The organism is Serratia symbiotica, from assembly GCF_000821185.2.
Lineage (GTDB): Bacteria > Pseudomonadota > Gammaproteobacteria > Enterobacterales > Enterobacteriaceae > Serratia > Serratia symbiotica.
Map to the genome: position 1 here is coordinate 1,192,246 of NZ_CP050855.1, position 22,824 is coordinate 1,215,069.

Here is a 22,824-nt window from a genome sequence, read left to right on the forward strand (position 1 = left end):
ATTATCCTTCACTGAAGCAGGGAGAGAACTGACGTAACACCTGCTTAACGCGCGCGACTACGGCGGCGCGCTGGCTGGTAATAAAGAAGTGATCACCGGGAAAACGATACACTTCGCTGGCGACAGTGGTACAGGATTGCCACGCCTGCGCCTGTTCCAGCGACAACTCACTGTCGTTTTCGCCGCTCAGTACCATGATGGGACATGACAGCAGCTGAACAGGCTGTGGCCGATAATGCTCAATCAGCCGGTAATCGTTGCGGATCACCGGTAGCAGCAGCTCAGCCAGCTCTGGCTGTTCGCGCAGCGCCTGGTTGTCCGCACTCAGTCGCAGCAATGCATCAAGGATCTGCTGGTCGCTGCCTAAATGGATAGTGCTGTCGAGGGGATGAAACTGTGGTGGTGGGCGGCCAGAAATAATCAGTTGTTCCGGCGGTATGCCCAGTTGTTGCAAACGCTGCGCCAGTTCATGCGCCACAGCACCGCCCATGCTGTGACCAAACAATACAAAACGTCGCCCTTTCAGTCTCAGTTGCAACTCCTGCTGCAACGCCTCCAGCAGCAGCGGCATAGCATCGATAAACGGCTCGGAGAAACGATCTTCGCGTCCTGGATACTGCACCACTGCCACTTCTGCCTCTGTCTCATTAAACAGACAAGACCAGGGACGAAAAGCGCTGGCACCACCGCCCGCGTGAGGAAAGCAGATTATCAGCAGCGGGGCGGCGGGTGCCGGTTGGTAAAATCGCAAGAAAGTGGGCGTCATACAGCAGCCTCCGATGGCAGTTGTTCCAGCAATGGCAGCACATGCGGTGAGTCGGGATGGATCAGTTCTGGTGGTCCTAACACTGTGGAGACACGATGCCAGAAAGCGCTGACCCCCAGCGCCCACTGCGCCTGCTGTTGCACACGCGCGGGAGACTGGGTTGATTGCAGAAAATCGGCTATCGCCCGGTTAATCGCCTGCGGCCAGACACGATCAAATATTTCGCTGAACGTGACTGCTTCACTGCCCGGGATGATTGAACTGCTTGGCACAGCCAGGCGCTCAGTGCCTGGCCCTGTCAGCACCAGCCGATGTGTAACGTCACGATGGGTATGCAGCCGTGGGTTCCAGATCGCCGGGCCGTGTGTATCCGCCAACGTCAGGACTCCACTTTCGCAAGCAATCGTTAAGCGATGCAGTAATAGCGCATGGTTATCGGCATCGGCAGGATGGATCTGGTTTTGCACCCGCAGCGTGAGAGGGATACCACCCATAGTGCCTTGCAGACAGGTATAAGGGCCAACGTTGGCGGGTTGCGCCAGCGCCAACTGCGCTGGACGCAGCTTTCCGGTGGCGCGGCCTATCACATCCAGCAACGGATAGAGCACCTGCACGCCGCAGATCCCTTCAATGTATTGAATGGGCTGCTGCGCTCTGATGATCCCCGCCGCTTGCAGTAAGCGGCTGACTGGCGCTACGAAGGGATAGAACGCGTTAATGCCAAAACGCACGTTGTGCTGATGCGCAATGCGCAGGCACTCGGCTAATTCATCAGGATGCAGCGGATGCTCCTGAAAGACATCAATGCCACGACGTAAAAGCTGACAGGCTATCTCTGCGCCCTCGCCGCCCGAAACCGCAGCGCGTACCACCACACAAGCCAGGTCGATATCCGCTGGTAGACTCTCCACTGAGGTGAAGTGCTCAACGTCAAGCTCGCAGGCATAGCCCGCAGAAGCCGCAGATCCGCTCGACAGTATCCCAACCAACTCAATGTCGGGATTGGCTGCCAACGCACGCAAATAGAAGCGCCCAAAGCTGGTACCGCAAACAATGGCGCGCACAGGTTTTGCATAAGCGCTCATAGCACGCCCTCCTCACACTGCTCACACTGATAGTGACTGATGCGCGTGCCAGGGTGCAGATGACCTATATCCTGCAACGTGATACTCGGTGACAACACGCGATCAGCAAAGTGGACACCCGCAGGCACGTCACCGCGCAACAGGCTATTGACTGCGCTGACGGCAGTCGCAGCAGTAAGCGCTAGGCTGCTGTTGGTGGTGATCACCGCACGTTTGTACGGCACATCTTCCTGTTGCAGGTCAAACACCATCTGATAGTAAGGCGTGAAACCTGCCAAATCGATCAGACTCGCCTTCTCTACGGCGGCGGCGGCGGACGCCAGACTCTCTGCTGAGCCATCGACTTTGCCCCGTAGTCCGGTCAGGGTTTCGCGCAAGCACTGCCCGCTGAATACGTTGTACCAACGCAGACTGGAGAGATGACGACGCAGCGCCAGCCGTTCCGCATCGGCGCTGAGATAAGGCAGCAGCGTGACCTGGCCGGGAAAATGCGCCAGAGAATCGGTTTGCTGAGTGAGTAAACTGTGCCGACTGCGGCGGCCTAGCTGCCAGCTCGCCCCGGCTTCGCCATACCAGTAATCGCTACCCTGTAACGCACTACAGTGTTCGTTGAGGGAAAGCACCAAATCTTTGGCAGCTGCGCCACTCACCGGCTCGATACCGCCGCTGTAAACCGTCAGGTTGCCGCCGCTGCGCGCGCTCATCCAGACTGGCACCAGATTGGCGAGGCCCGGCAGCATGCCGGCTGAAAATATGGCGATCCAGTATGGGTCTCCTGCTGGTTTCTGCTGTAGCAAATGCCAGGCAGGCCCGTCTCCTGAGACATCCACGTAATGTGCACCTGCGGCGGCGGCGGCACGCGCGACCCGATCCAGCACCTGATAGGATGGTCCGGCACAATTGACCACTACAGTACAGCCACGGCAAAAGGCGCTAAGCTGTCGATCCTGCCAAAGATCCACCGTCTGAATCTCGGCATTCAGTTCCAGCCCAAGCGGCTGCAATGCCGTGGATCGTCGCCCACCCAAGCGCAGTGCGTGCCCTGACTGTGCCAGCCAGCGGCTGGCACAGCTGCCCACGCCGCCGCTGGCCCCCAATATCGCAATAATCATGACACCACCGCCTGCACCGTGTGGCGTGCAATCAGTTCGGCGAGCACAGGTGCATGGTGACGTGACAGACAGCTAAAGTGATCGCCTGGGGTGTCTTCCACAATCAGTTCGCCGAGGCAGAGGGCGTTCCAGCACTCATGCACGTCACCTGGCGTGCCGGGTAATAATGGATCGCTTTCGCTGTTACGCAGCACAATGGTTTTACCCAACCATGGATTGGGATGATATTGCCCAACCGACGCCAGGCTATGACCAAACAGAGCATAGCGACTGGCAAACAGCGGATGGGTTTCATCCTGCTGGTGATAAACGCCTTGGGCCATGCTCGCCGCCTGTAGCGCCTGTAGCCGTTTCTCTTCTGGTTGTTGCATCCAGCGTGTCAACGCAGTGGCAACGTCCGCATGCTCAGCAAGATGATCAAACGCATCTTCAGCGATACGCTGCGGCGAGCGCTGCAACAGCGTGCTAACTGCCGCCGCCAGCACCGGCTCCTGCGGCAGACCCAGTTTTTCCAGATCAGCACCGATCGCTCGGGCAAAGATATAATCCACCAGCCGCGCGTCATCCACCTGCGGCGGCTGATAGCTGCTAATGACCACCAGCTCGCGCACCTGTTTACCACGCTCGGTGAGTTGGCCCGCGATTTCTGCCGCCAGCAGCCCGCCGAAGCAGTAGCCCATCAGGGTAAAGTTTTCGCCCTGTTCAGCTAACGCATCCGCATAGTGTCCGGCCAGGGTCACCAACGCTTCATGCGGTGCCAGCGCCATGAAGGCTTGCGGACTGGGAAGCTCCAGCCCCACGCCGCGCGCAAACGGCGTTTTGTTCAGGGAGGCCAGCAGATGCTGGTAAGGTTGCAAGTTGCCAGTGCCGGCATGCAGCAGCACGCAGCAGTGCGTGTGGTAATTCTGTTCTCCCCATAGTGGCACCAGCAGCGCTTTTGCCTGCTGCTGATCCTCTTTCTGCTGTTTTGCACCGCGCAGCAGATCAGCTAATCCCATCACGGTGGAGTGGTGCAGCAGATGGCGCAGTAGCGTTTCCCACTCGAAATGGGCAGCGGCCTCCACCTGGTTACGCAGGCGACCAATCATCCGCGACAGCAACAGTGAATCACCGCCCAAGGCATAGAAATCGGCGTCACGCCCTACCTGCGCAATATCCAGCACGCTTGCCCACACTTCGGCGATTTTCTGCTCCAGCGCATCGCGCGGCGCATTACCGCTCTGACGGTTTTCCGTATTGGTCAGCGTTTGTGGCACGTAACTTAGCAACCGCTGCCGATCCGTTTTGCCATTGGGGGTACGTGGTAGGCGATCAAGCAGCTGTAAATGCACAGGAACCATATAGCCGGGCAGCCGATCGCGCAGGAAATCGCACAACTCTGCCGTGCGTAAGCTGGCACGATCGGTTTTGAACTGGGCGATAAACACCCCTTGTCCAGAGCTGGCCAGCGCGCTCTCCGCCACAGGGGCACAATCGCAGAGCGTCGCACCTGCCTCATCGAGTAGCCTTAGCCACTGTTCGCGGGTGAAGAAGGTCTGATCAGTCGTCGCACGCAGGTCAGTAAATCCGGTTAACTCCGGGAAGAACTCCATCGAGACCAGTAGCGGGTAGTTGTGACGACGGAATGGCTCGATAAACACCAGCGAACCGCCAGGTGCTAATAGTGAGGAGAACTGTGCCAGCACCTCACCGGCATTGCACGCATTGTGCAAGACGTTACAGCACAAGATGACATCGAAGCTGTTCATCTCCATGCCTTGTTTGACGGCATCTTCATTCATGTCAAAAATACCGTAATGCATCCACGGATAGGCGGCAAATAGCTTGCGTGCTTCCATCAGGAAGAACTCGGAGAGATCGGTAAACCAATACTCCGGGCGGTACTCCGCCAACGCGGGCACCAGATCGCTGGCAGTGCCTGCGACTCCAGCGCCGACTTCCAGGATGCGTAACGGCTTATGACTGGCGGCTGCCAGCGTGGTTACCGCCGCGATGACGATATTGTTCATGCTTCGGCTCACCAGATTGTCGCGATAAGCGGCATGTGCGGTTGAGAGTTCGCCTTCCGGGAACAGAATACCGCGTACATCAGTCTCGCCACGCAGTAATCCGCGCAGGCAGTGGCTGCACACCCGAATGTAGTGCAGCGTCTGACTACCGTAGCCCGCCCGCTGCTCCCACTGTTCCACTTCCTGCCAGCACTGTTGCAGGCGCTCAGCATCGGCGGCGATCAGCGAATGGTAATCGCCCTGTTCATCCTGTTGTAAGGCACCAACGCTGATCAGCCCATCTAACCAACGTCGCAGCAGGCGCTGATGTACCTCAGCAACCCCTGTCGCCTGATAGATTTCCTCCAGTGAATGGCGGGATGCTGCCTGGGTAAACAACCCGTCGCAGCGTAATCGATCGGACATTGCCAGAATAGCAACACGATCCGCCCCCTCCATTAGCGCCCGGAAGGCGGCACCGTCGATCTGCTGTTCTATCTGCCGCGCGCGCTGCTGCGCATTCTGTCGTGCCTGTTCTGCACTGGGTTGCACGCCACTGGCGAGTTCGGCAAAGGCGCTCAGGTTGCTGGCGGTGCCGTTCCCCTCGCTCAGCAACACTGCGGCATCTGCCACAGCGGGATGTTGGCGCATTACTGAGGCAATCTCACCCAACTCCACGCGGTGACCACGAATTTTGACCTGATTGTCCACGCGGCCAAGGAACTCAATGTTGCCATCCGGCCAGTAACGCCCACGATCTCCGGTCAGGTAGAGGCGCTGACCATTGCTGCGTTCAACAAACCGTGCCGCCGTTTTCTGCTTGTCCTGCCAGTAGCAATCAGCCAATCCCTCGCCGCTAATGGCGATTTCGCCGCTGACCCAGTCAGGGCGATCCTGAAGATCCTCATCGACGATATGCAACTGCTGGTTCGCTAGTGGTTTGCCATAAGGAATGCTCTGCCAGTGGCTGGCGACCTCGGCTACTGGATGGAATACCGACCAGATGGCCGCTTCAGTGGCACCACCTAGCGCAATGAGTTGTGCTTGATGCGCAATGGATTTCAACTGCGCCAGCAGATCCAGTGGTACCCAGTCTCCTGACACCATTGCCAGGCGCAGCGAAGGCAGCAATTGTGCGGCATCAGTCAGCATCTGCAACTGAGCAGGCACGGTGTTCCACAGGGTCACACCATGTTGGGTAATCAGCTCAGCCCAGTGCGAAGGGTCCGCTTTACGCGCCTCCTGCGGGTAAATCACCGTGCCGCCTGCGGCCAGTACACCGAACAGGTCATACACCGCGAGGTCAAAACTCAGGTTGGCGACCGCCAGTACACGATCCTGCGCGCTAACGGCAAAACGGCGGTTGATATCAACAACCGTGTTCCAGGCAGCGTGATGGTTGATCACTACGCCTTTGGGTTCGCCCGTCGAACCCGAGGTATAGATGATATAAGCTGGTTGATACACGTCCGTGTGCTGCGGTTGGTAATGGCCCGCTGGCGTTTCCGTGCTGTAGCTAAGCGCGACAACCCCCTTGGGTAGCTGTTCGGCACTGGCACAAAATGCCCAGCGCACGCCGGCATTACGTAGAATTTTTTCGCGGCGCCGCGCCGGCTGTTGCGGATCGATCGGAACGTAATACCCACCATTAAGCAGAATGGCTAACGGAGCCAGCGCATGCGCACGGCCTTTATCACCGATCACCGCGACAGGTTCGCCCGCTACGTGTCCGGCATGTTGTAAATTAGCTGCCAGCGCGTAAGCTTGTTGCGCCACATCGTGGTAGGTCATCGGCCCTTCGTTATCCCACAGTGCGGTGGCATTGGGTTGAAATTCGGCCTGTTGCAGAACCCCCTGATGGAGCAGTTGCGCCTTAATGGGATAGGCATCACTGTTGATCTTGTCACGCAGTTGACGTTGGGCCAGCGGCAGGCTGAGCAACTGGCGCTGACGCAGGCAACGCTCGCCCTCTTTGAACAGTCTCTGAATCACCTCGCTGAAGGCGGTAAATGCCTGTTCAATGAAGTGCTGCGGGAACTGCGCTTCACGCGAGTCCCACGCCAGTATCATGCCGTCTGGTTGTGCGGTAACTTGGCAATCGATCAGTACCTGCGGCGTCTGTGTCAGTCCTTGCGCGATGTGATAGTGGGCGTTTTCGCCTGTGCGCTCTTCCTGCCCCAGGGTGCTGGTGAAGACGATTGGCATCAACGCGACTTCGCCGTGATGACGTGAAAGTTCACTCAACACTTCCAGGCCGGAGAACAGGCTATGATCAAGATCGGCAAACAGGCGCTGATTGATCGCCGTTAACTGCTGACCGAAATCCGCCTCCCCGCGTAGATCAACCTCCAACAGTGTGATCGAGGTGAAATCCCCCACGACTCGGTCCAGATCAGGGTGTTGTCCATCACGATGGAAGATCGGCAGGTTAAGGGTGAAATGACGCTGCTCGCTGTAAAAGCCCATCACCTGGGCAAAAGCGCCGAGCAGTAAGGTATTGAGTGTGACTTGCGCAGCCGTTGCCAACAGCTCCAGTTGCACACGCTGAGCATGACTCAGACGGAAACTGCGGCGCATAAAGCGGGCGTTTTCCTCCTGAGACGCAAGCGGTAACAGGGGAGCATTCGGCAAATCTGGCAACCGCTCACGCCAGTATTGTTGTGCCTGAAAGTAACGTATGCCCTGGCGTATCGTGCGCTGGGCAATGACATAGTCGCGGAAGCCCAGTGAGGGGGCAGGTAGCAACGAATAGGGTTCAAAAAGCAGTTGTTCCAGCTCCTTCACCAGCAAATAGAGGCTGGCGGAATCGACCAGGATCAACTCTATCGCCAGCAGCAATCGGGTTTGCTCTGCAGTTTGCACACTGGTGGCACTGAACAGCGGCCAGTGATGATAATCTACAGGCGCGGCCAGCATGCCATCACGCAGCTCATCAAGTTGTACACGCACCGTTGTCGTGGACTTTTCCTGCCAATCGTGGTGTTGCGGGGAGAAGGTCACCACCTGCGGTAGTACCCGCTGATACCCCTCTTCTTCAATCACCACACGCAGCATGTCGTGACGAGCGATGAGTTGGTTAAAGGCTTTGGCAATTTGCTGATGCGTAATGGGTTGATGGAAGACGATCTCCAGATAACTGCGGCAGGCGACGCCGCCGAAAGTAAACGCGCTGTGACGACCGACAAAATAGGCTTGCTGCGCTTGCGTTAACGGGAAAGGGTCGAAGCGCGTATCGGGATTGGCGGTGAGCACCGCTGGCGCACGCTGTTGTTGCAGCCAGGCAAGAATGGCGGACTTGTGTTCGCGCAATTCTTGCTTGATGCTTTCGGTCATGGCACCAGCGGGGGCTCTGAAGCGTAGATTGTTCTCCTCGCTCCATAGTTCAATACCCTGAGTTTCAAGCTGTGCGATAAAGTCAAAAATTTTCACAATAAACCTTCTTTCATACTGTTTTTGTCAGCCAGATGCCTTTCAACAGATGCGGAAAGGCCCGAGAGGGTCGCGTCGGCAAAAAAGTTTTTAAGCGTCAGACGAATACTGAAGTGTTTGCAGATTTGGGCCACCAGGCGGATACCCAGTAGTGAGTTACCCCCCGCGCTGAAGAAGCTCTCCTTGGCGTTGGCAGGCATTGCCCCCAGTACGCGATGCCAGATTTCAGCCAGTGCTTGCTGGTACGGGTTGTCGAGCATCCGTGCGTCAGTAGGGGTTTGTCGGATCTGGGCTGCCAGCGCTTTACGGTCGATCTTGGCGTTGGCAGTGAGTGGCCAATGGGTAAGAGATACGAAGCTGGCAGGCACCGCCCAGGCGGGCAGCACGCTGCGTAGACAGCGCTCAGCCTGCTCGGCACAGACGCCTTCGCCTTCATAGAAAGCATGCAAGCTGGCGCTAGCGCCGCTGCCATGCAGCATCACTAGCGCGCGCTGAATGCCGGAGCACGCCTGTAGCTGTTGTTCAATTTCACTCAGTTCGATGCGGTGACCGTGTAACTTGATTTGTCCGTCACGTCGCCCAAGGAACTCTAAAATGCCATCCGGGCGGTAACGTCCCCTATCACCGGTGCGGTACCAGCGATGAGGGTATTCGCCACTGAAGCTGGCGGCAGTCAATTCAGGTGCCGCGCTATAGCCACGCGCCACGCCCTCGCCACCAATCCACAGTTCACCCGGCACCCAATCCGGCAGATCGCAGCCCAGTTCATCCACCACGCGGAATCGCTGATTGCGCAGCGGCCATCCGTAAGGGACGGATGGCCAGTGGCGCGGTGCATGATCCGGCACTACCCAGGCGTTCGACCAGATAGCCGCTTCGGTCGCCCCACCAAGGGCGATGGTCTGGCAAACGGGCGCGGTCAGTTTCAGACGTGCAGCGATATCAGGGTTGACCCAGTCGCCTGAGAGTAGAGCCAGACGCAGATAGGGTAGTGTGACGCCACGCAGGCGAGCTATCTCGACCAGCATCTCCATCAGTGTCGGCACGCTATTCCACACACTGACCTGGTGTTGCTGCATCAACGCCAGCCAGCCTTCGGCGTCGCGATGCTCTTCTTCCTCCGACAACACCAGCAGTGCGCCCTGACTGAGCGCCCCAAAGATATCGAATACTGAGAGGTCAAAATCGAGTGCCGCGACGCCAAGCAGCACGTCCTTGCTGCGGATGCCGTAACGCTGACAGATGTCATTCACGGTGTTACTGGCGCTGCGATGTTCAATTTCAACGCCTTTGGGTTCACCGGTCGAACCAGAGGTAAAGATGATATAGGCGAGACTGGCGGGGTCTGGCAATACGGGCGCGGCCAACGGCTCTGCACGCGCTAACTGCTCAAACGGATACGCTTCAACGCCTTCGATAGCGGGCCGTTCACCAATGGCAACACGCGCCTGCGCCTTATGGCACAACAACGCCTGCCTGGCGGCGGGATGATCGATGTTTACCGGCAGATAAGCAGCACCAACCGCCATGATCCCCAACACGGCGATGACCTGTTCGATGCCGCGTGGCAGCAACACGGCCACGCAGTCACCACTCTTCACGCCTTGTTGCTGCAGGCCTGCGGCAACGGCAAGCGCACGCTGGCGCAACTCGCCATAACCCACGCGGACGTTGTGCGCATCGCACAGCGCGATATTTTGCGGGTGTTTCAGAGCCTGTTCAAAGAAACCTTGATGTAGCACTGCCGGTTCGGTTGCTGGCGCGGCGGTGTCGTTGCTTTTCTGGCGTACGATCTGCTGTTCTGCTGGCAACGCACGCAGCGGCGGTTGCTGCCAGTCACCTTCCACTAACGTATGCAGCGCCTGTTGATAGCGGGCAAACATCTGCTCTACCATCTGTGGCGGGAACAAAGCATCAAGGTAATCCCAGCTCAGCAGCAGCCCGTCTTCCAGTTCGATCACCTGATGATCCAGCCACACCTGCGGGGTTTGCGACAGTGTGAAATCAGGCCAGGGTGCGGCTTTTGCCAGTGCATCAGCGACCCCCAGCATACTGGTAAATACCACCGGCACCGTGCGTGTTTCACCGCCGTTTTGCTGTGCCATCTGACGCATCACGCTCACGGCTGAAACATCCTGATGATCGAGATCGCGCCAGATTTGCTGCTGCAAACGCTGTGCGTGGCTGAGCCAACTCTCTGCCGCTCTAGCATGGTACTCCGCCAGAATCAGCGAGGTGAAATCGCCAGTCACCTTATTGATGTCGGCATGCAGCGGCTTACGGTCAAACAGCGTCATGTTGACCAGCAGCGATGACTGCCCGCTCCAGCGGCTTAACACTTCGGAGAAGCAGGTCAGCAGTAACACGGAGGGGGTGATTTGCGCCTGACGCGCCCGTTGTAGAATGGTTTGCCACTCAGCAGTGGCGAGTTTCGCCTGCAAGCGGCAGAACCTGGGTTTATTCAGTGATTCGGGCGCGACGCGGGTCGGCAGCGCAGGAGCTGCCGACAGTGACGCCAGACGTTGCTGCCAGTAGGCCATGGCCTTCGGGGACACGCCCTGCTGCTGGCGCAGCATCTGGTAATCGCGGAACTGGATACCAATAGGTGGCAGCGGTTGGTCGGGATGTTGATAGAAATGAAACAGTTCGGTGAACAACGTCAGCATGCTCAGCCCGTCGACAATCAGGTTATCGAACAGCACCGCCATACGTACCTGATTGTCGCCATATTTGATCACCTGTAGATCGTAGAGGCGGCCACTTTCTGGATCGAGCTTTTGGTACGCCATTTGTCGCCGTAACTGCTCTAACTCAGCTTGCGGATTTTGCACCTTATGCAGCAGATGCTGGCGGAAGTTGTAATAAGGTACTTGCTGCTGGATCTGCTGTTGTCCATCGGCGGTAATACGGCAGCGCAGCATGTCATGACGCAGAACCAACTGATGCCACGCCAGCTCCATCCGCGCCACATCCATACCTGGCATTTCATATTCGTTGTAACACTGCGCGGCGATACCACCGAGGGTAAAATCTGCCTGCCGCCCCAGCCAATAGGCTTGCTGCACCTCGGTGAGCGGGAACGGTTGATAGCGAATGGCGCTGTCATGTTGCAACGACGGCGTTTCGGCTTCTGCTTTGCGCTGCAAACTCGCCGCGAAGGCGCGCAGCTGCGGCGTAGTGAACAGCGACGCCAGTGCACCACGATAACCTGCCTGTTGCAGGCGGTTCATCAATCGGGTTGCCACCAGGCTGTCACCGCCCAAGCTAAAGAAGTTGTCGCTTGCGGTAACCTGCGGCACTGACAGTAACTCACACCAGAGTTGTGCCAGCAGTTGTTCGGCCTCCCCCTGCAACGTTTGCGCGCTATCTTCCGCCCTGCTGCTTTGTGTCAGATGGGCAGCAATCTGCTGGGCGATGCAGTGACGATCGACTTTGCCATTGGCCGTCAGCGGTATGCTGTCTATTTGCAGCAAATGCTCAGGAACTTCATATTCAGGTAACGTGGCTTGCGCCAGTTGTTTGATCGCAGCGAGATCTAATGGCTGATGCGCCAGCAGCGCTGCTGCCAATTTGCGCGTGGCACCGCTTAGCACCACGGCTACCGCGTTCTCCACCTGCGGCAAACGGCTCAGCGCTCCTTCCACTTCCCCCAGTTCAACGCGGTGTCCGCGAATTTTTACCTGATTATCCGCACGCCCGAAGAAATCCAGTATCCCATCCGGGCGATAGCTGGCGACGTCGCCGGTGCGATACCAGCGCCGCTGCTGCCACACGACAAACTTCTCAGCGGTGCGCTCTTCATCGCCATAGTATCCGGTAGCGACGCCCGCGCCGCTGACCCACAACTCACCTTTGACCCAGTCCGGGCAATCTCTACCCTGCTTATCCACCACGCGGCACTGTATGTTGGCAACAGGTATGCCATAAGGCGCGGATGGCCACCAGGGATCGTCTGGCTGAATTTCATAGTAGGTTGAGTGAATGGCGGCTTCCGTCATTCCCCCCAGTGCCACAAAGCGCGTCTGCGGCGCGAGGTTCCACAACTCTTGCGGCAACTGACGCATTACGCGGTCGCCCCCCACCATCACTAATCGCAGTTGGCTGGTCAGCCCGATCTGTTGCGCAGCCACAGTGATCATCTCCACGAGCGCGGGAACGGCGCTGATGATGCTGACCTGCCAGTGGTTGATCAAATGCACCCAAGCCGCTGCATCGCGACGTTCTGCTTCATCCACCACCACCAGCGAACCACCACGGCCAAGGAAGGTGAAGATGTCATAGGCTGAGAGGTCAAAATCCAGTGCGGACAAGGTGATTGAGCGATCGTCCGCCGAGATACCAAACAGCTCTGCGACCGCATCAACCGTATTAGCCACAGCAATATGGCTGACTACCACACCTTTGGGCGTACCGGTCGAACCCGAGGTGAAAATGATGTATTTTGCCGCCTCAGCAGCCTGAATCACAGGTTCGCTCAGCGCTGGAGCCGTCAATGCTTCACTCAAAGCAACCACTTTGCTTCCCGGCGGCCAGCCAAGCTGGTGCAAGCTGTGATCATCTGTCAGCACCAGACGTACGCCCGCATCGCGATACACCACTGCGCGGCGCGCCTCAGGCAGTGCGATGCCAGAAGGGACGTAGCATCCGCCTGCCGCCAGTACGCCGAGTACCGCGACAATTTGTTGTGGCCCCTTGGCGTGGGTAATGGCGACCCGATCGCCGGGTCGTATCCCCTGTTGTTTGAGATAACCCGCCACCCGCAGAGCCTGATGCGCCAAGGTGTCGTAATCCATCTGTCCATCGCGCCCCCAAATCAACGCGGTGGCCTGCGGATGCAGGTTGGCCTGGGCGAAAAAGCGTAGATAGGGCGGCTGTGCGTTGGGGAATTGATGATCGGTCTGATTAATTCGTTGGCGTTTCTGCTGCTGTTCCTCAGGCAAAGGCAGCGTAATGGGCTGTCGCCAGTCACGCGCTGCCAGTTGTTCAACCAACTGGCAGTAGCTGGCGAACATCGTATCGATCATGTTGGCCGGGAACAGCGCTTCAATAGCATCCCAATCGAGCATCAAGCGCCCACGTGACTCGCTGACTTTGGCATCAAGCCACACTTGCGGCGTCTGCGTAATGGCATAGACCTGTGGCGGGAACGCGGCAGAGAGATCGAGCGATGCATCTTTGTCCAGGCCAATCACGCTGGTGAAGACTACCGGCATCGTTGCCATCGCCTGCCCTTTCTGCCGTGCCAGTTCACGCAGCACCCAGATGCCAGAGACCTCACGCTGCGCCAGCGCCGCACCCTCTTGTCGCTGAAGGCGTTGGGCCACAGAGAGGAAGTGGCTCTCTTCGCTTTGCTGGTAGCCCAGCAGCAAAATGGAAGCAAAGTCACCGGCGACGCGGTTGATATGTGGATGGCGCGGCTGACGATCAAACATTGTCAGGTTTATCGCTAAAGCGGTTTGATTACTCCAGCGTGCCAGCACTTCACCGTAAGCAGCCGCCAACACGACGCTGGGCGTCAGACCATAGCGCTGGGCGCTAGCTTTCAGCTTCTGCCACTGCTGGCGCGAGAGTTCGTGGCTCCAACGGCGAAAACGCGGTTGTTGCAGGCTTTCTGGTGTAACGGCCAGTGGCAAAGCGGGATGTTCAGGCAAATCTGCAAGGTGCTGCTGCCACCAGGCTTGCGCCTGTTGCACACGCTCAGCAGCGGGTTGATTTTGCAGTACGTAATCGCGGTAGCGGATATCGATGTTTGGCAGAACGGTGTCAGGCTGCTGATAAAGCTGATCCCACTCGGTAAACAGCACCATGATGCTGCGCCCATCCAACATCATGCTGTCCAGGCTGACGAATAACCGCTGGCGGCGCTCGCCTTGCTGCGGGTAATTCGCCACATGGATCGCAAACAACGGCCATTGGGTGGGATCGTAAACTTTATGAGATAACTGCTCGCGCAGATGGGCCAGCGACGATGCCGCTGTGTCCGGCTCATCAAACAGATGTTGCTCGATAGTCCAGTTGGCAAACTGCTGTGACACCTGTTGCATACCCTCGGCAGTGACGCGCACGCGCAGCATGTCATGGCGTATAATTAGCTGCTGCCACGCCTGTTCCAGCCGGTCGACATCCAGATGCTGTCCATCGAACTCGACATAAAAATGCGAACCCACCGCCCCCAGCGTCATCTCGCCAGAGCGTCCAATCCAGAATGCGCGCTGAATATCGCTGAGCGGGAAAGGCTGATAACGCTCTGCTTCGTTTGCGACCAGCGGCTGTTCGGCAGTGTGTTGCAACTGAGTGACGTGAGTACAGAATGCCGCCAGCGTAGGCGTGGCAAACAGCTCAGATAGCGGAGCAAAGAGCTGTTTTTCACGCATTTGCGCGATAAGACGCGTGGCGATAAGGCTGTCACCGCCCAGGACAAAGAAATTGTCGTCGCGTCCAACCGCTTTCGCCTGCAAAAGCAGTTGCCACAGATCAGCTACCTGCTGCTCAATCGTACCCTGCGGCGCATTGAAGCAGCGCTCGGTGAAGAGCCACTGTTGTTCGGCGCGTTGCTGTAATGCACGGCGATCCAGTTTACCGTTGGCTGTCAGTGGCATTTCGTCCAGTTGCTGATAGCGCTCAGGAACGGCATATCCCGGCAGGATATCGGCCAGCCAACTGCGCAGTTGCTCACTGCTTAGAGGTTTTGTCGCGACAAGACTGGCACAAAGCTGGCGCGCTGCCGGGGCAATCACGCCAACACTCACCTGCGTGATGTGCGGATGACTCAGCAGAGCAGCTTCGACCTCGCCCAGTTCAATGCGATGACCGCGAATTTTGATCTGATGATCGCGACGCCCGATGTACTCAATGATGCCCTCGGGCCAGTAACGCACCCGATCGCCGCTGCGATACCAGCGTCTTCCCGCGTCGAAGACAAATTTTTCAGCCGTGCGCGGCGCATCTTTTAGATAACCCAGCGCGAGGCCGGGACCGCTGACCCACAGTTCGCCGCCTACCCAGGGGGGGCAATCGCGCCCTTGTGCATCGACGACGCGGCAAAACATATTTGTCAGTGGTCGCCCGAATGGCACGGTCGACCAGCGTGTATCACCCGGATCTAACTTAAACACTGTAGAGTGAATGGCGGCTTCCGTCATGCCACCCAGCCCGACAAAATCGGCATTTCCCGTCAATGACCACCAACGAGATGCCATTTCCGCCGGAATGCGATCCCCCCCCATCATCACCAGTCGCAGCTTCGGAAGCGGCGTGTGACCAGCAGCAGTAAGCATCATCTCCAGTAGTGCAGGTACACAACTGATGATACTCACCTGCCAGCGCTCAATCAGCTTAAGCCAGGCATGGGCATCGCGACGCTGCGATTGATCCACGATCACTAATCCGGCCCCCAGGCTCAGGCTGGCGAAGATATCGTAAGCAGAGAGGTCGAAATCGAGTTCTGAGAGGCTGATCGTGCGATCGGTGGGGGTGAAGTGGAATAAATCATCCACTGCATCAATAGTATTCGCGACTGCGGCATGTGAGACGGCAACCCCTTTCGGCGTGCCGGTTGATCCTGAGGTAAAGATGACATACATCGCTTGATCAAGTGGCGTGGCCACCGCTTGCTTCAACGGCGGCGTTGTCAATGCCTGCGCCAGCGCAATTACCTTGCTCTCTGCGGGCCAGGCTGGTTGATATTCAGGACGTGGGTCGCAGAGCACCAGTTGCACATCCGCCGTTTGATACACCTGCTCCCTGCGCCGCGCTGGGATATCAATACCGCATGGTACATAGGTTGCGCCTGCGGCTAATACGCCCAATACCGCGATAATCTGCCCCGTTCCCTTCCCCATACTGATGGCAACGGCATCACCGTTGCCAATGCCCTGCTGTTGCAAAAAAGCGGCCACAGACAGCGCCTGAGCTGCAAGCTCACCATAGCTGAGCCGCTCGTCTTCGTCCCACTGTAGCGCGGTGGTTTCAGGATATTTTTGAGCGTAGCGGAAGAAGCGATGATGCAGCGTATCAACCGACGTAGCAGGCATTTCAGGCTGCGGGAATGGCACTACAGGTGGCACTCCGGTTAATGGTTGTTGCCAGCTTGCAGGTTCATCAAGCAGTTGATGAGTCCGCTGGCGGAACCAATCGAACATCGCCTCGACAACCTGCGGTAAAAACAGGTCGGCGCGCACGTCCCAGTTCAGCAGGATACCGTTCTGATACTCTGTTGCCTGCGCATCCAGCCAGACTTGCGGGCCTTGCGAGATAGACCATACCGGCTCGCCCAACGTTTGGCGTACCTGAGATTCATACAGCTCACCAAGCGCCAGCGCGCTGGTAAATACCACGGGTGCCAATACCTGCTCGCCGTTTTGCTGACGTGACAAGTCACGCAGCACTTCAACACCGCTGTAGGCTGAGTGCGCCATCGCCTGATGCAGTTGCGCCTGGAGAGTTTTAGCCTGAGCAACAAAGTCTGGCTGACTGGCGGGCGCTACCGATATCAGTACTGAACTGGAGAAATCCCCCACTAACAGCTCGGCTTGAGGATGATCGGTGTGACGGGAGAACACGGGCAAGTTAAGCAGGAATGGTGCGCCAGCGCTCCACAAGCCGATGGCTTCTGAAAATAGTGTTGCCAACACCGCAGGTACGGTCAGACCGGCCTGTTGGCTAAGTTGTGCTAATCTGTCGCACTGTTGCTGATCCAACCAGCAGTGACAGCGCTCTGTGCGCGGTTTATCACTGGTGCTACGTAACGGCAGCGCGGGCGGTCCGGCTAAGCTGGGTAGTTGCTGCTGCCACCATTCACGGTCAGCTTCCCATTGCGGCTGCAATGCAGCGCGCTTTTGTTGTTGGTAGTTGGCATAGGTGAACGTGAGTTCGGGCAGCGCTTCATCGGGCTGATTGTAGAACGAGGCTAACTCACGCAGCAGGATGCGCAAACTTGCAGCATCACCGGCGATCATATCCAGATCTAAATGCAGCCGGCTGCGCTGTCCGGGAAGATGAGACAGCGACAGCATGATGGTGTGGCCTTTTTCGATGTCGAGTTGCTGGTGGGTGTAACGCTGACGCAGTTGTTCGAGGTTATGTTCTGCGTCAGCCTCATTCAGCTTACTGAGGTCATGTACGATTAATTTGCAAGGTGTGGTTGAGGCGATGTGTTGCAGACCATCGCAATTAATGCGCAAGCGCAACATCGGATGCCGGGCGATTAACTGCTGAAATGCCCGCTGTAAGCGGGCTTCATCAAGCTGCCTCCCTTCCAGTTCCGCGTAAAAGTGGGCAGTCACGCCGCCGAGTCGTTGCTGCTCCTGACGACCAATCCAGAATGCGTGCTGCATTGAGGCGAGTTCGAACGGCATATCGCAAGTGGGCGTTGCTCCCACGGCAGTCTCTGCTTCTCCGACTCCCCGAACAACTGCAAGCCACTCATCAAGGGTTCGCTTGTTAATGAGTTGCGAGAATCGGACGGCAACCCCCCCACGTCGCAGTTCACTGGCGGCGTGCATGGTGCGCATTGAGTCGAGTCCATGGTAAATAAGATCGCTGTTGCCCCTGAGTTGTTCAACCGGAATATTGAGTAATCGGCTTAACAGATCTTTCAACAGCTTTTCTGGCGCATTCATGGTGGTATCATCTCCTTTAGATAGCCGGAGTCAGGCTCTGGTTATAGCCCTGTCAAGAGGATATATGGTGGTTTTAATCGCTATCTATCGTCATGCTTTATAAGTTATTATCTAAGACATTCAGGTATGCGCTAGGCCAAATGACTTTACCAGCCATGGGGATATAAGATTTTTATAACTAAATGATAGTGGGTTATAAATAAAAAATTAAAACCCCATAAATCTCTCATAAGTTTTCAAAATCTTTAGGCACACTAAAATTTATATTTAAAGGAATAACCCGAGAATCGGTGATGATTCTTAAAGGGTTAATTTAGTTGATGAACAGTGGTCTTCGTTGGCAACAAGAAAAATTGCCACTGGCGATGGTATGTTTTTGATACAAAAATAAAATAGGTTATGGTGCACGTTTTGGCCCGAGAACTGATTAAACTTGCCATCGGCTTCTGATATTGCGGCAGCCCTTTAGTCTGGGTTTAATTACCACGGATGGCTGGGGAAGTTACGAGCGAGAAGTCCCATAAAAAATACATTTTAACGCAAAGATATTTACTCAGTGAATTGGGCAACATAATATTAATTTCCGCATGCATCTTAAACGACTGACACGTAAGACGATATGATATTCACGTCCATTTGAATTGCATGAAAAATTTATTTGCACCTATATTCTCTGCTGATTTCCATCATGTTTGTCCTCATAAAGGTGTTTTTTATCTACATCTATTTGACTGCTACTTTTTTTAAAATTATAGCGACCAGTAAACAGCGAGTGGCATCAGGCAATTGGCGATATCCTGGTAAATTCATCAAGCACTTCCTGAGATACACCACATTGACCAGCATCCTTTCCATACACTGAATTGAGTATTATGTTGTTGTAGGCAATGAAATCACGGCAATAGCGTTCCGCACACAAGGATTGCCCCTCGGTGCCAAGAGTGACACAGAGGGGCCTTAAATCTCATACGGAGATATTTAGGGAAATGAGTTAGTTTGACAATAATTCATACTTAATCGGGTTATCCGCACATTGCCCGCTACCACACTCAAGTACTGTAGAAACCAAGTTACCCACGATCAATAGTGCAAATAATAGACATGCAATCTTATTAACCGCTGGTAAACGGGGAAAGGCGATCCATTTACGCGATAGGTCACTTATTATCATGATCAGGGCAACGGCAATCACTATCAGAACTGATGTTATCAGTGCCCAGGTATAGAAATGTAATCCAAGGAAAGTCGAACCATATCCAGGATCACCCGGTGTGATATGTAACAATATTTGCCGAACCGCAACCATGCCAGTAACAAGGCTACCTATGAGAACCATACCATAGTGGGAAACGTTGATACCTTGCCGAATATTAAGTAAAAAACCAAAACCAGCAAGGATCAACCCCACCCGTTGCAGTAGACAAAGTGGACAGGGTAACTCAAAATTTACTAGCTGATAGTAAAATGCCACTAAAAGAACACTGGATATGCCAACAAGTCCTAACAAATTCATAAATACGATGAAATGGCTGTTTTTTTGTTCAATGTTTTCCATGTCTATTTCTCAGAATGACAGATTTAAAACGTCAGTTGCATGATGTTCAAACGTAAGAATAACCACCACTAACAGAATACTCCAAAAGGTGTAACTTAATTTTTTTTTGCCCCACACAATGCATAGCACTGTGCCAAAGGCTATCAAAAATGGAAGAAACATGAACACGTGAAGATCTCCTTTGTAGGGTTATTGTAGATAGCTGCACTGCGAGTGGGTTGATGCCGGTGTCTAATAAAAAGCTGCATAAGACGTTTCCAAAAATCAAACGGCTTTTGAATATTCCATATTTTCGATTTAATGGACAGAATAACAACTCAGTTTGTCGCAAATTCTCCATTCAGCTATAGATTTTTCTTATAAATTTCTCCCATTAACAAAGCTAGCCCCTGTCACCTTAGAGATAAACTCAGGGTTGAGGGAGTCAATACCGAGCCAGTGGACAGCAGCAACGCAGAGAAATGCTACAGCTCTTATTGGTCAGCAAATTGAACTCTGGATGAAGATGATTAGTTTTGTGCTAAATTCTCCCTAATCTGTGGGGGAGGGACATCTTTAGTCATTGTAAATATAGCTTTACAAAAGTATGGGTCTTTATAATGCGCTCAATTTCTGCTTATTTTTGAGAATATCAAGTAAATACTTAGATTAGATGGTGATTATTTTTCTTTATCCCGTTTTGCTGATGAAAAAATAAATATTTTTATCACGCCAATGTGATTATAAAACCTACCCCAAGGTCTAAATAGCTGCTCCTAATACCGCTACGCCTGCCATTTATGGACATCTGGCAGGCGAAGCATAGCAAGCCTAATGTAGCACTACTTGGCAGCGAAAACGTCCCGATCTCCTGTTTCACAAGGGCTGGCCAAAATAAGTGGCTCTTCACCTCGAGGCAGTGCCCCTCAGACTTGCCCCAACAGCCCGTACTTACACATTGCCGGGCTGATTACGGGCTTTTGGTCTGCGAAGCCGCCATCATCAAAGACGAGACTTAGCCTGGCATTACTTATTTATACCAGGCAATGGCAATTTCCATCCGTTTTTTTTTATACTGATATGCACATTACTTATAACAAAATAACGAGTGCCTATCATGATCGCCCCCCACCTGCCGCTGACCGATATCCATCGCCATCTCGACGGCAACATCCGTGCGCAAACCATTCTCGATCTTGGTCGCCAGTTCAACCTCCCCCTGCCCGCTCAGGAGCTTGAAGCGCTGCGCCCGCACGTACAAATCACTCAGGCTGAACCGGATCTGATCAGTTTTCTACAGAAGCTTGACTGGGGAGTGGCAGTGCTGGGCGATCTTGATGCCTGCCACCGCGTAGCGTACGAAAACGTCGAGGACGCGGCTAACGCTGGGCTGCACTACGCCGAGCTGCGTTTCTCTCCTTACTACATGGCGATGAAACATCGGTTGCCGGTGGCAGGCGTGGTGGAAGCGGTGGTTGATGGCATTCGCTCCGGCTGCCATGAGTATGATATCGATATCCGACTGATCGGCATCATGAGCCGCACCTTCGGCGAAGCCGCCTGCCAACAGGAGCTTGCTGCCCTGCTGGCGCACCGCGATGGCATTACCGCGCTGGATCTGGCGGGCGATGAGTTGGGTTTCCCCGGTAGCCTGTTCCTTAACCACTTTAGCCGCGCACGCGACGCTGGCTTGCGTATTACCGTGCATGCCGGTGAAGCCGCTGGGTCGGAAAGTATCTGGCAGGCGATCCACAAGCTGGGTGCCGAGCGTATCGGCCATGGGGTAAAAGCGATTGAAGATCCTGCGCTGATGGATTTCTTGGCAGAGCAAGGTATTGGCATCGAATCTTGCCTGACGTCAAACATGCAAACCAGCACAGTGCCATCGTTAGCGCAGCACCCGCTGGCTCAGTTCCTACGCCACGGCGTGTTGGCGTCAATCAATACCGACGATCCGGCGGTTCAAGGCATTGAAATCGAACACGAATACCGTGTTGCCGCGCCACAGGCTGGCTTGACGCCGGCGGAGATACGCACGGCGCAGGAAAACGGCCTGAAAATGGCGTTCCTCAGCGAGCAGGAAAAGCAGGCGCTACGCACCAAAGTTCAAGGGGGATGACACAAGCTGGGCGCGCGTTTTTCATTTTGTCGCGTCCAGTATGGCACGCTGTTTGGCCATTTTACCCGCATAACGCTGCGCTAGCAGCGCGCACACCATCAACTGCACCTGGTGGAAAATCATCAGCGGTAACACCATGACCCCCACCGTAGCGGCTGGGAATAGCACGTTAGCCATCGGGATGCCATTCGCCAAGCTCTTTTTGGAACCGCAGAACACGATGGTGATCTCGTCGGCAGTATCAAACCCCAGCCAACGCGCGGCGTAGGTGTTAACCATCATCACCACCGCCAGTAGCAGCAGCGACATCATCAGAATGGTCAGCAACGACCAGCCATCAATCTTGTGCCAGAGGTTTTCCACTATTGCCGCACTGAAGGCGCTATACACCACCAGCAGTATTGATGATCTGTCGGTAATATTAATCAGTTTGCGGTGGCGATCGACCCATTTGCCGATCAGTGGTCGCATCAAATGACCAACCACAAAGGGAACTATCAGTTGCAACATGATCGCGCCGATAGCCTGCAACACATCGGTATCGCCGCCCTGGGTATGCATTAGCGCTCCAACTAACAGCGGTGATAAGAATACGCCGAGAATGCTGGACGCCGAGGCGCTGCAAATCGCTGCTGCTACGTTGCCGCCCGCCGCCGAGGTAAAAGCGATAGACGACTGCACTGTGGCTGGCAATGCGCACAGATAGAGGAAACCGAGGTAGACCGTCGGCGTCATCACACCCGGTACCAGCAGGTTCATCGCCAACCCTAGCAGGGGGAACAACGCAAAGGTGCTGAGAAACACCACCAGATGTAGCCTCCAGTGGCTCATGCCAGCAATGACCGCCGTGCGCGACAGCTTGGCACCGTGCATAAAGAACAGCAGTGCAATTGCGGCGGTAGTCAGATGTGCAAAGAAGATTTTCCAGCCCCCTTCACAGGGGAAAAGCGAGGCGATGATCACCACCAAAATTAACACCAGCAAAAATTTATCAATACGCAGACGCTGCAACCAAGACATGAAGTGGATTTCCTTGCATTAAATGTTGTAAAAAGGCCATTATGCCTTGAGGAGCCTTATCCCCAACTGCCCCTAATATTAAGGTAACGTAACAGGTATTTAGAGCCTATCCCACTTAGGCGCTTAGCACGTGGCAACATTTGCCATACAT

Annotated in this window: 9 protein-coding genes and 1 pseudogene; 2 read left to right on the top strand and 8 right to left on the bottom strand. The window is 55.3% G+C overall.

Going from position 1 to position 22,824, the window contains the following annotated elements; translation table 11 throughout:
- Window position 1 precedes the first annotated feature (1 nt).
- Genes SYMBAF_RS06100 through SYMBAF_RS06120 form a run of 5 tightly spaced genes read right to left on the bottom strand, consistent with a single transcriptional unit; the run spans window position 2 to window position 18,000 of the window.
- Window positions 2–766, bottom strand: coding sequence for a thioesterase II family protein (locus tag SYMBAF_RS06100; RefSeq protein WP_040265953.1), 765 nt, complete (start codon window positions 764–766; stop codon window positions 2–4).
- Window positions 763–1,851, bottom strand: coding sequence for a Gfo/Idh/MocA family oxidoreductase (locus SYMBAF_RS06105; protein WP_040265952.1), 1,089 nt, complete (start codon window positions 1,849–1,851; stop codon window positions 763–765). The genes SYMBAF_RS06100 and SYMBAF_RS06105 overlap by 4 nt, the downstream gene beginning before the upstream one ends.
- Window positions 1,848–2,963 (bottom strand): saccharopine dehydrogenase NADP-binding domain-containing protein, encoded by a 1,116-nt coding sequence (locus SYMBAF_RS06110; RefSeq protein ID WP_052447823.1) that lies wholly within the window; start codon window positions 2,961–2,963, stop codon window positions 1,848–1,850. Before SYMBAF_RS06110 ends, SYMBAF_RS06105 begins: the two co-directional genes overlap by 4 nt.
- Window positions 2,960–8,380: a non-ribosomal peptide synthetase gene (locus SYMBAF_RS06115; protein ID WP_040265950.1), complete on the bottom strand. Its 5,421-nt coding sequence runs from the start codon at window positions 8,378–8,380 to the stop codon at window positions 2,960–2,962. Before SYMBAF_RS06115 ends, SYMBAF_RS06110 begins: the two co-directional genes overlap by 4 nt.
- A complete protein-coding gene (locus SYMBAF_RS06120) occupies window positions 8,377–18,000 on the bottom strand; it encodes a non-ribosomal peptide synthetase (protein ID WP_052447822.1) in 9,624 nt (3,207 codons plus the stop codon). The genes SYMBAF_RS06115 and SYMBAF_RS06120 overlap by 4 nt, the downstream gene beginning before the upstream one ends.
- 443 nt (window positions 18,001–18,443) lie before the next feature.
- Here SYMBAF_RS06120 and SYMBAF_RS18355 point away from each other — a divergent pair.
- Window positions 18,444–18,524: pseudogene (locus tag SYMBAF_RS18355) on the top strand (IS1 family transposase); the annotation flags it as partial.
- A gap of 467 nt (window positions 18,525–18,991) precedes the next feature.
- Here SYMBAF_RS18355 and SYMBAF_RS06130 read toward each other — a convergent pair.
- Window positions 18,992–19,555, bottom strand: coding sequence for a disulfide bond formation protein B (locus SYMBAF_RS06130; protein WP_040265949.1), 564 nt, complete (start codon window positions 19,553–19,555; stop codon window positions 18,992–18,994).
- Window positions 19,556–19,564: 9 nt separating this feature from the next.
- Window positions 19,565–19,717 (bottom strand): DUF5993 family protein, encoded by a 153-nt coding sequence (locus tag SYMBAF_RS17600; protein WP_228457221.1) that lies wholly within the window; start codon window positions 19,715–19,717, stop codon window positions 19,565–19,567.
- Window positions 19,718–20,651: 934 nt separating this feature from the next.
- Between SYMBAF_RS17600 and add the strand changes: the two genes are divergently transcribed.
- On the top strand, window positions 20,652–21,653 hold the full coding sequence (add, locus tag SYMBAF_RS06135; RefSeq protein WP_040265947.1) for an adenosine deaminase: 1,002 nt from the start codon (window positions 20,652–20,654) through the stop codon (window positions 21,651–21,653).
- Between the two features lie 21 nt (window positions 21,654–21,674).
- On the opposite strand, the gene SYMBAF_RS06140 is transcribed toward add, so the two are convergent.
- Entirely contained in the window at window positions 21,675–22,673 is a 999-nt protein-coding gene (locus SYMBAF_RS06140) for a bile acid:sodium symporter family protein (protein ID WP_040265945.1), read from the bottom strand.
- Between the last annotated feature and the right edge of the window lie 151 nt (window positions 22,674–22,824).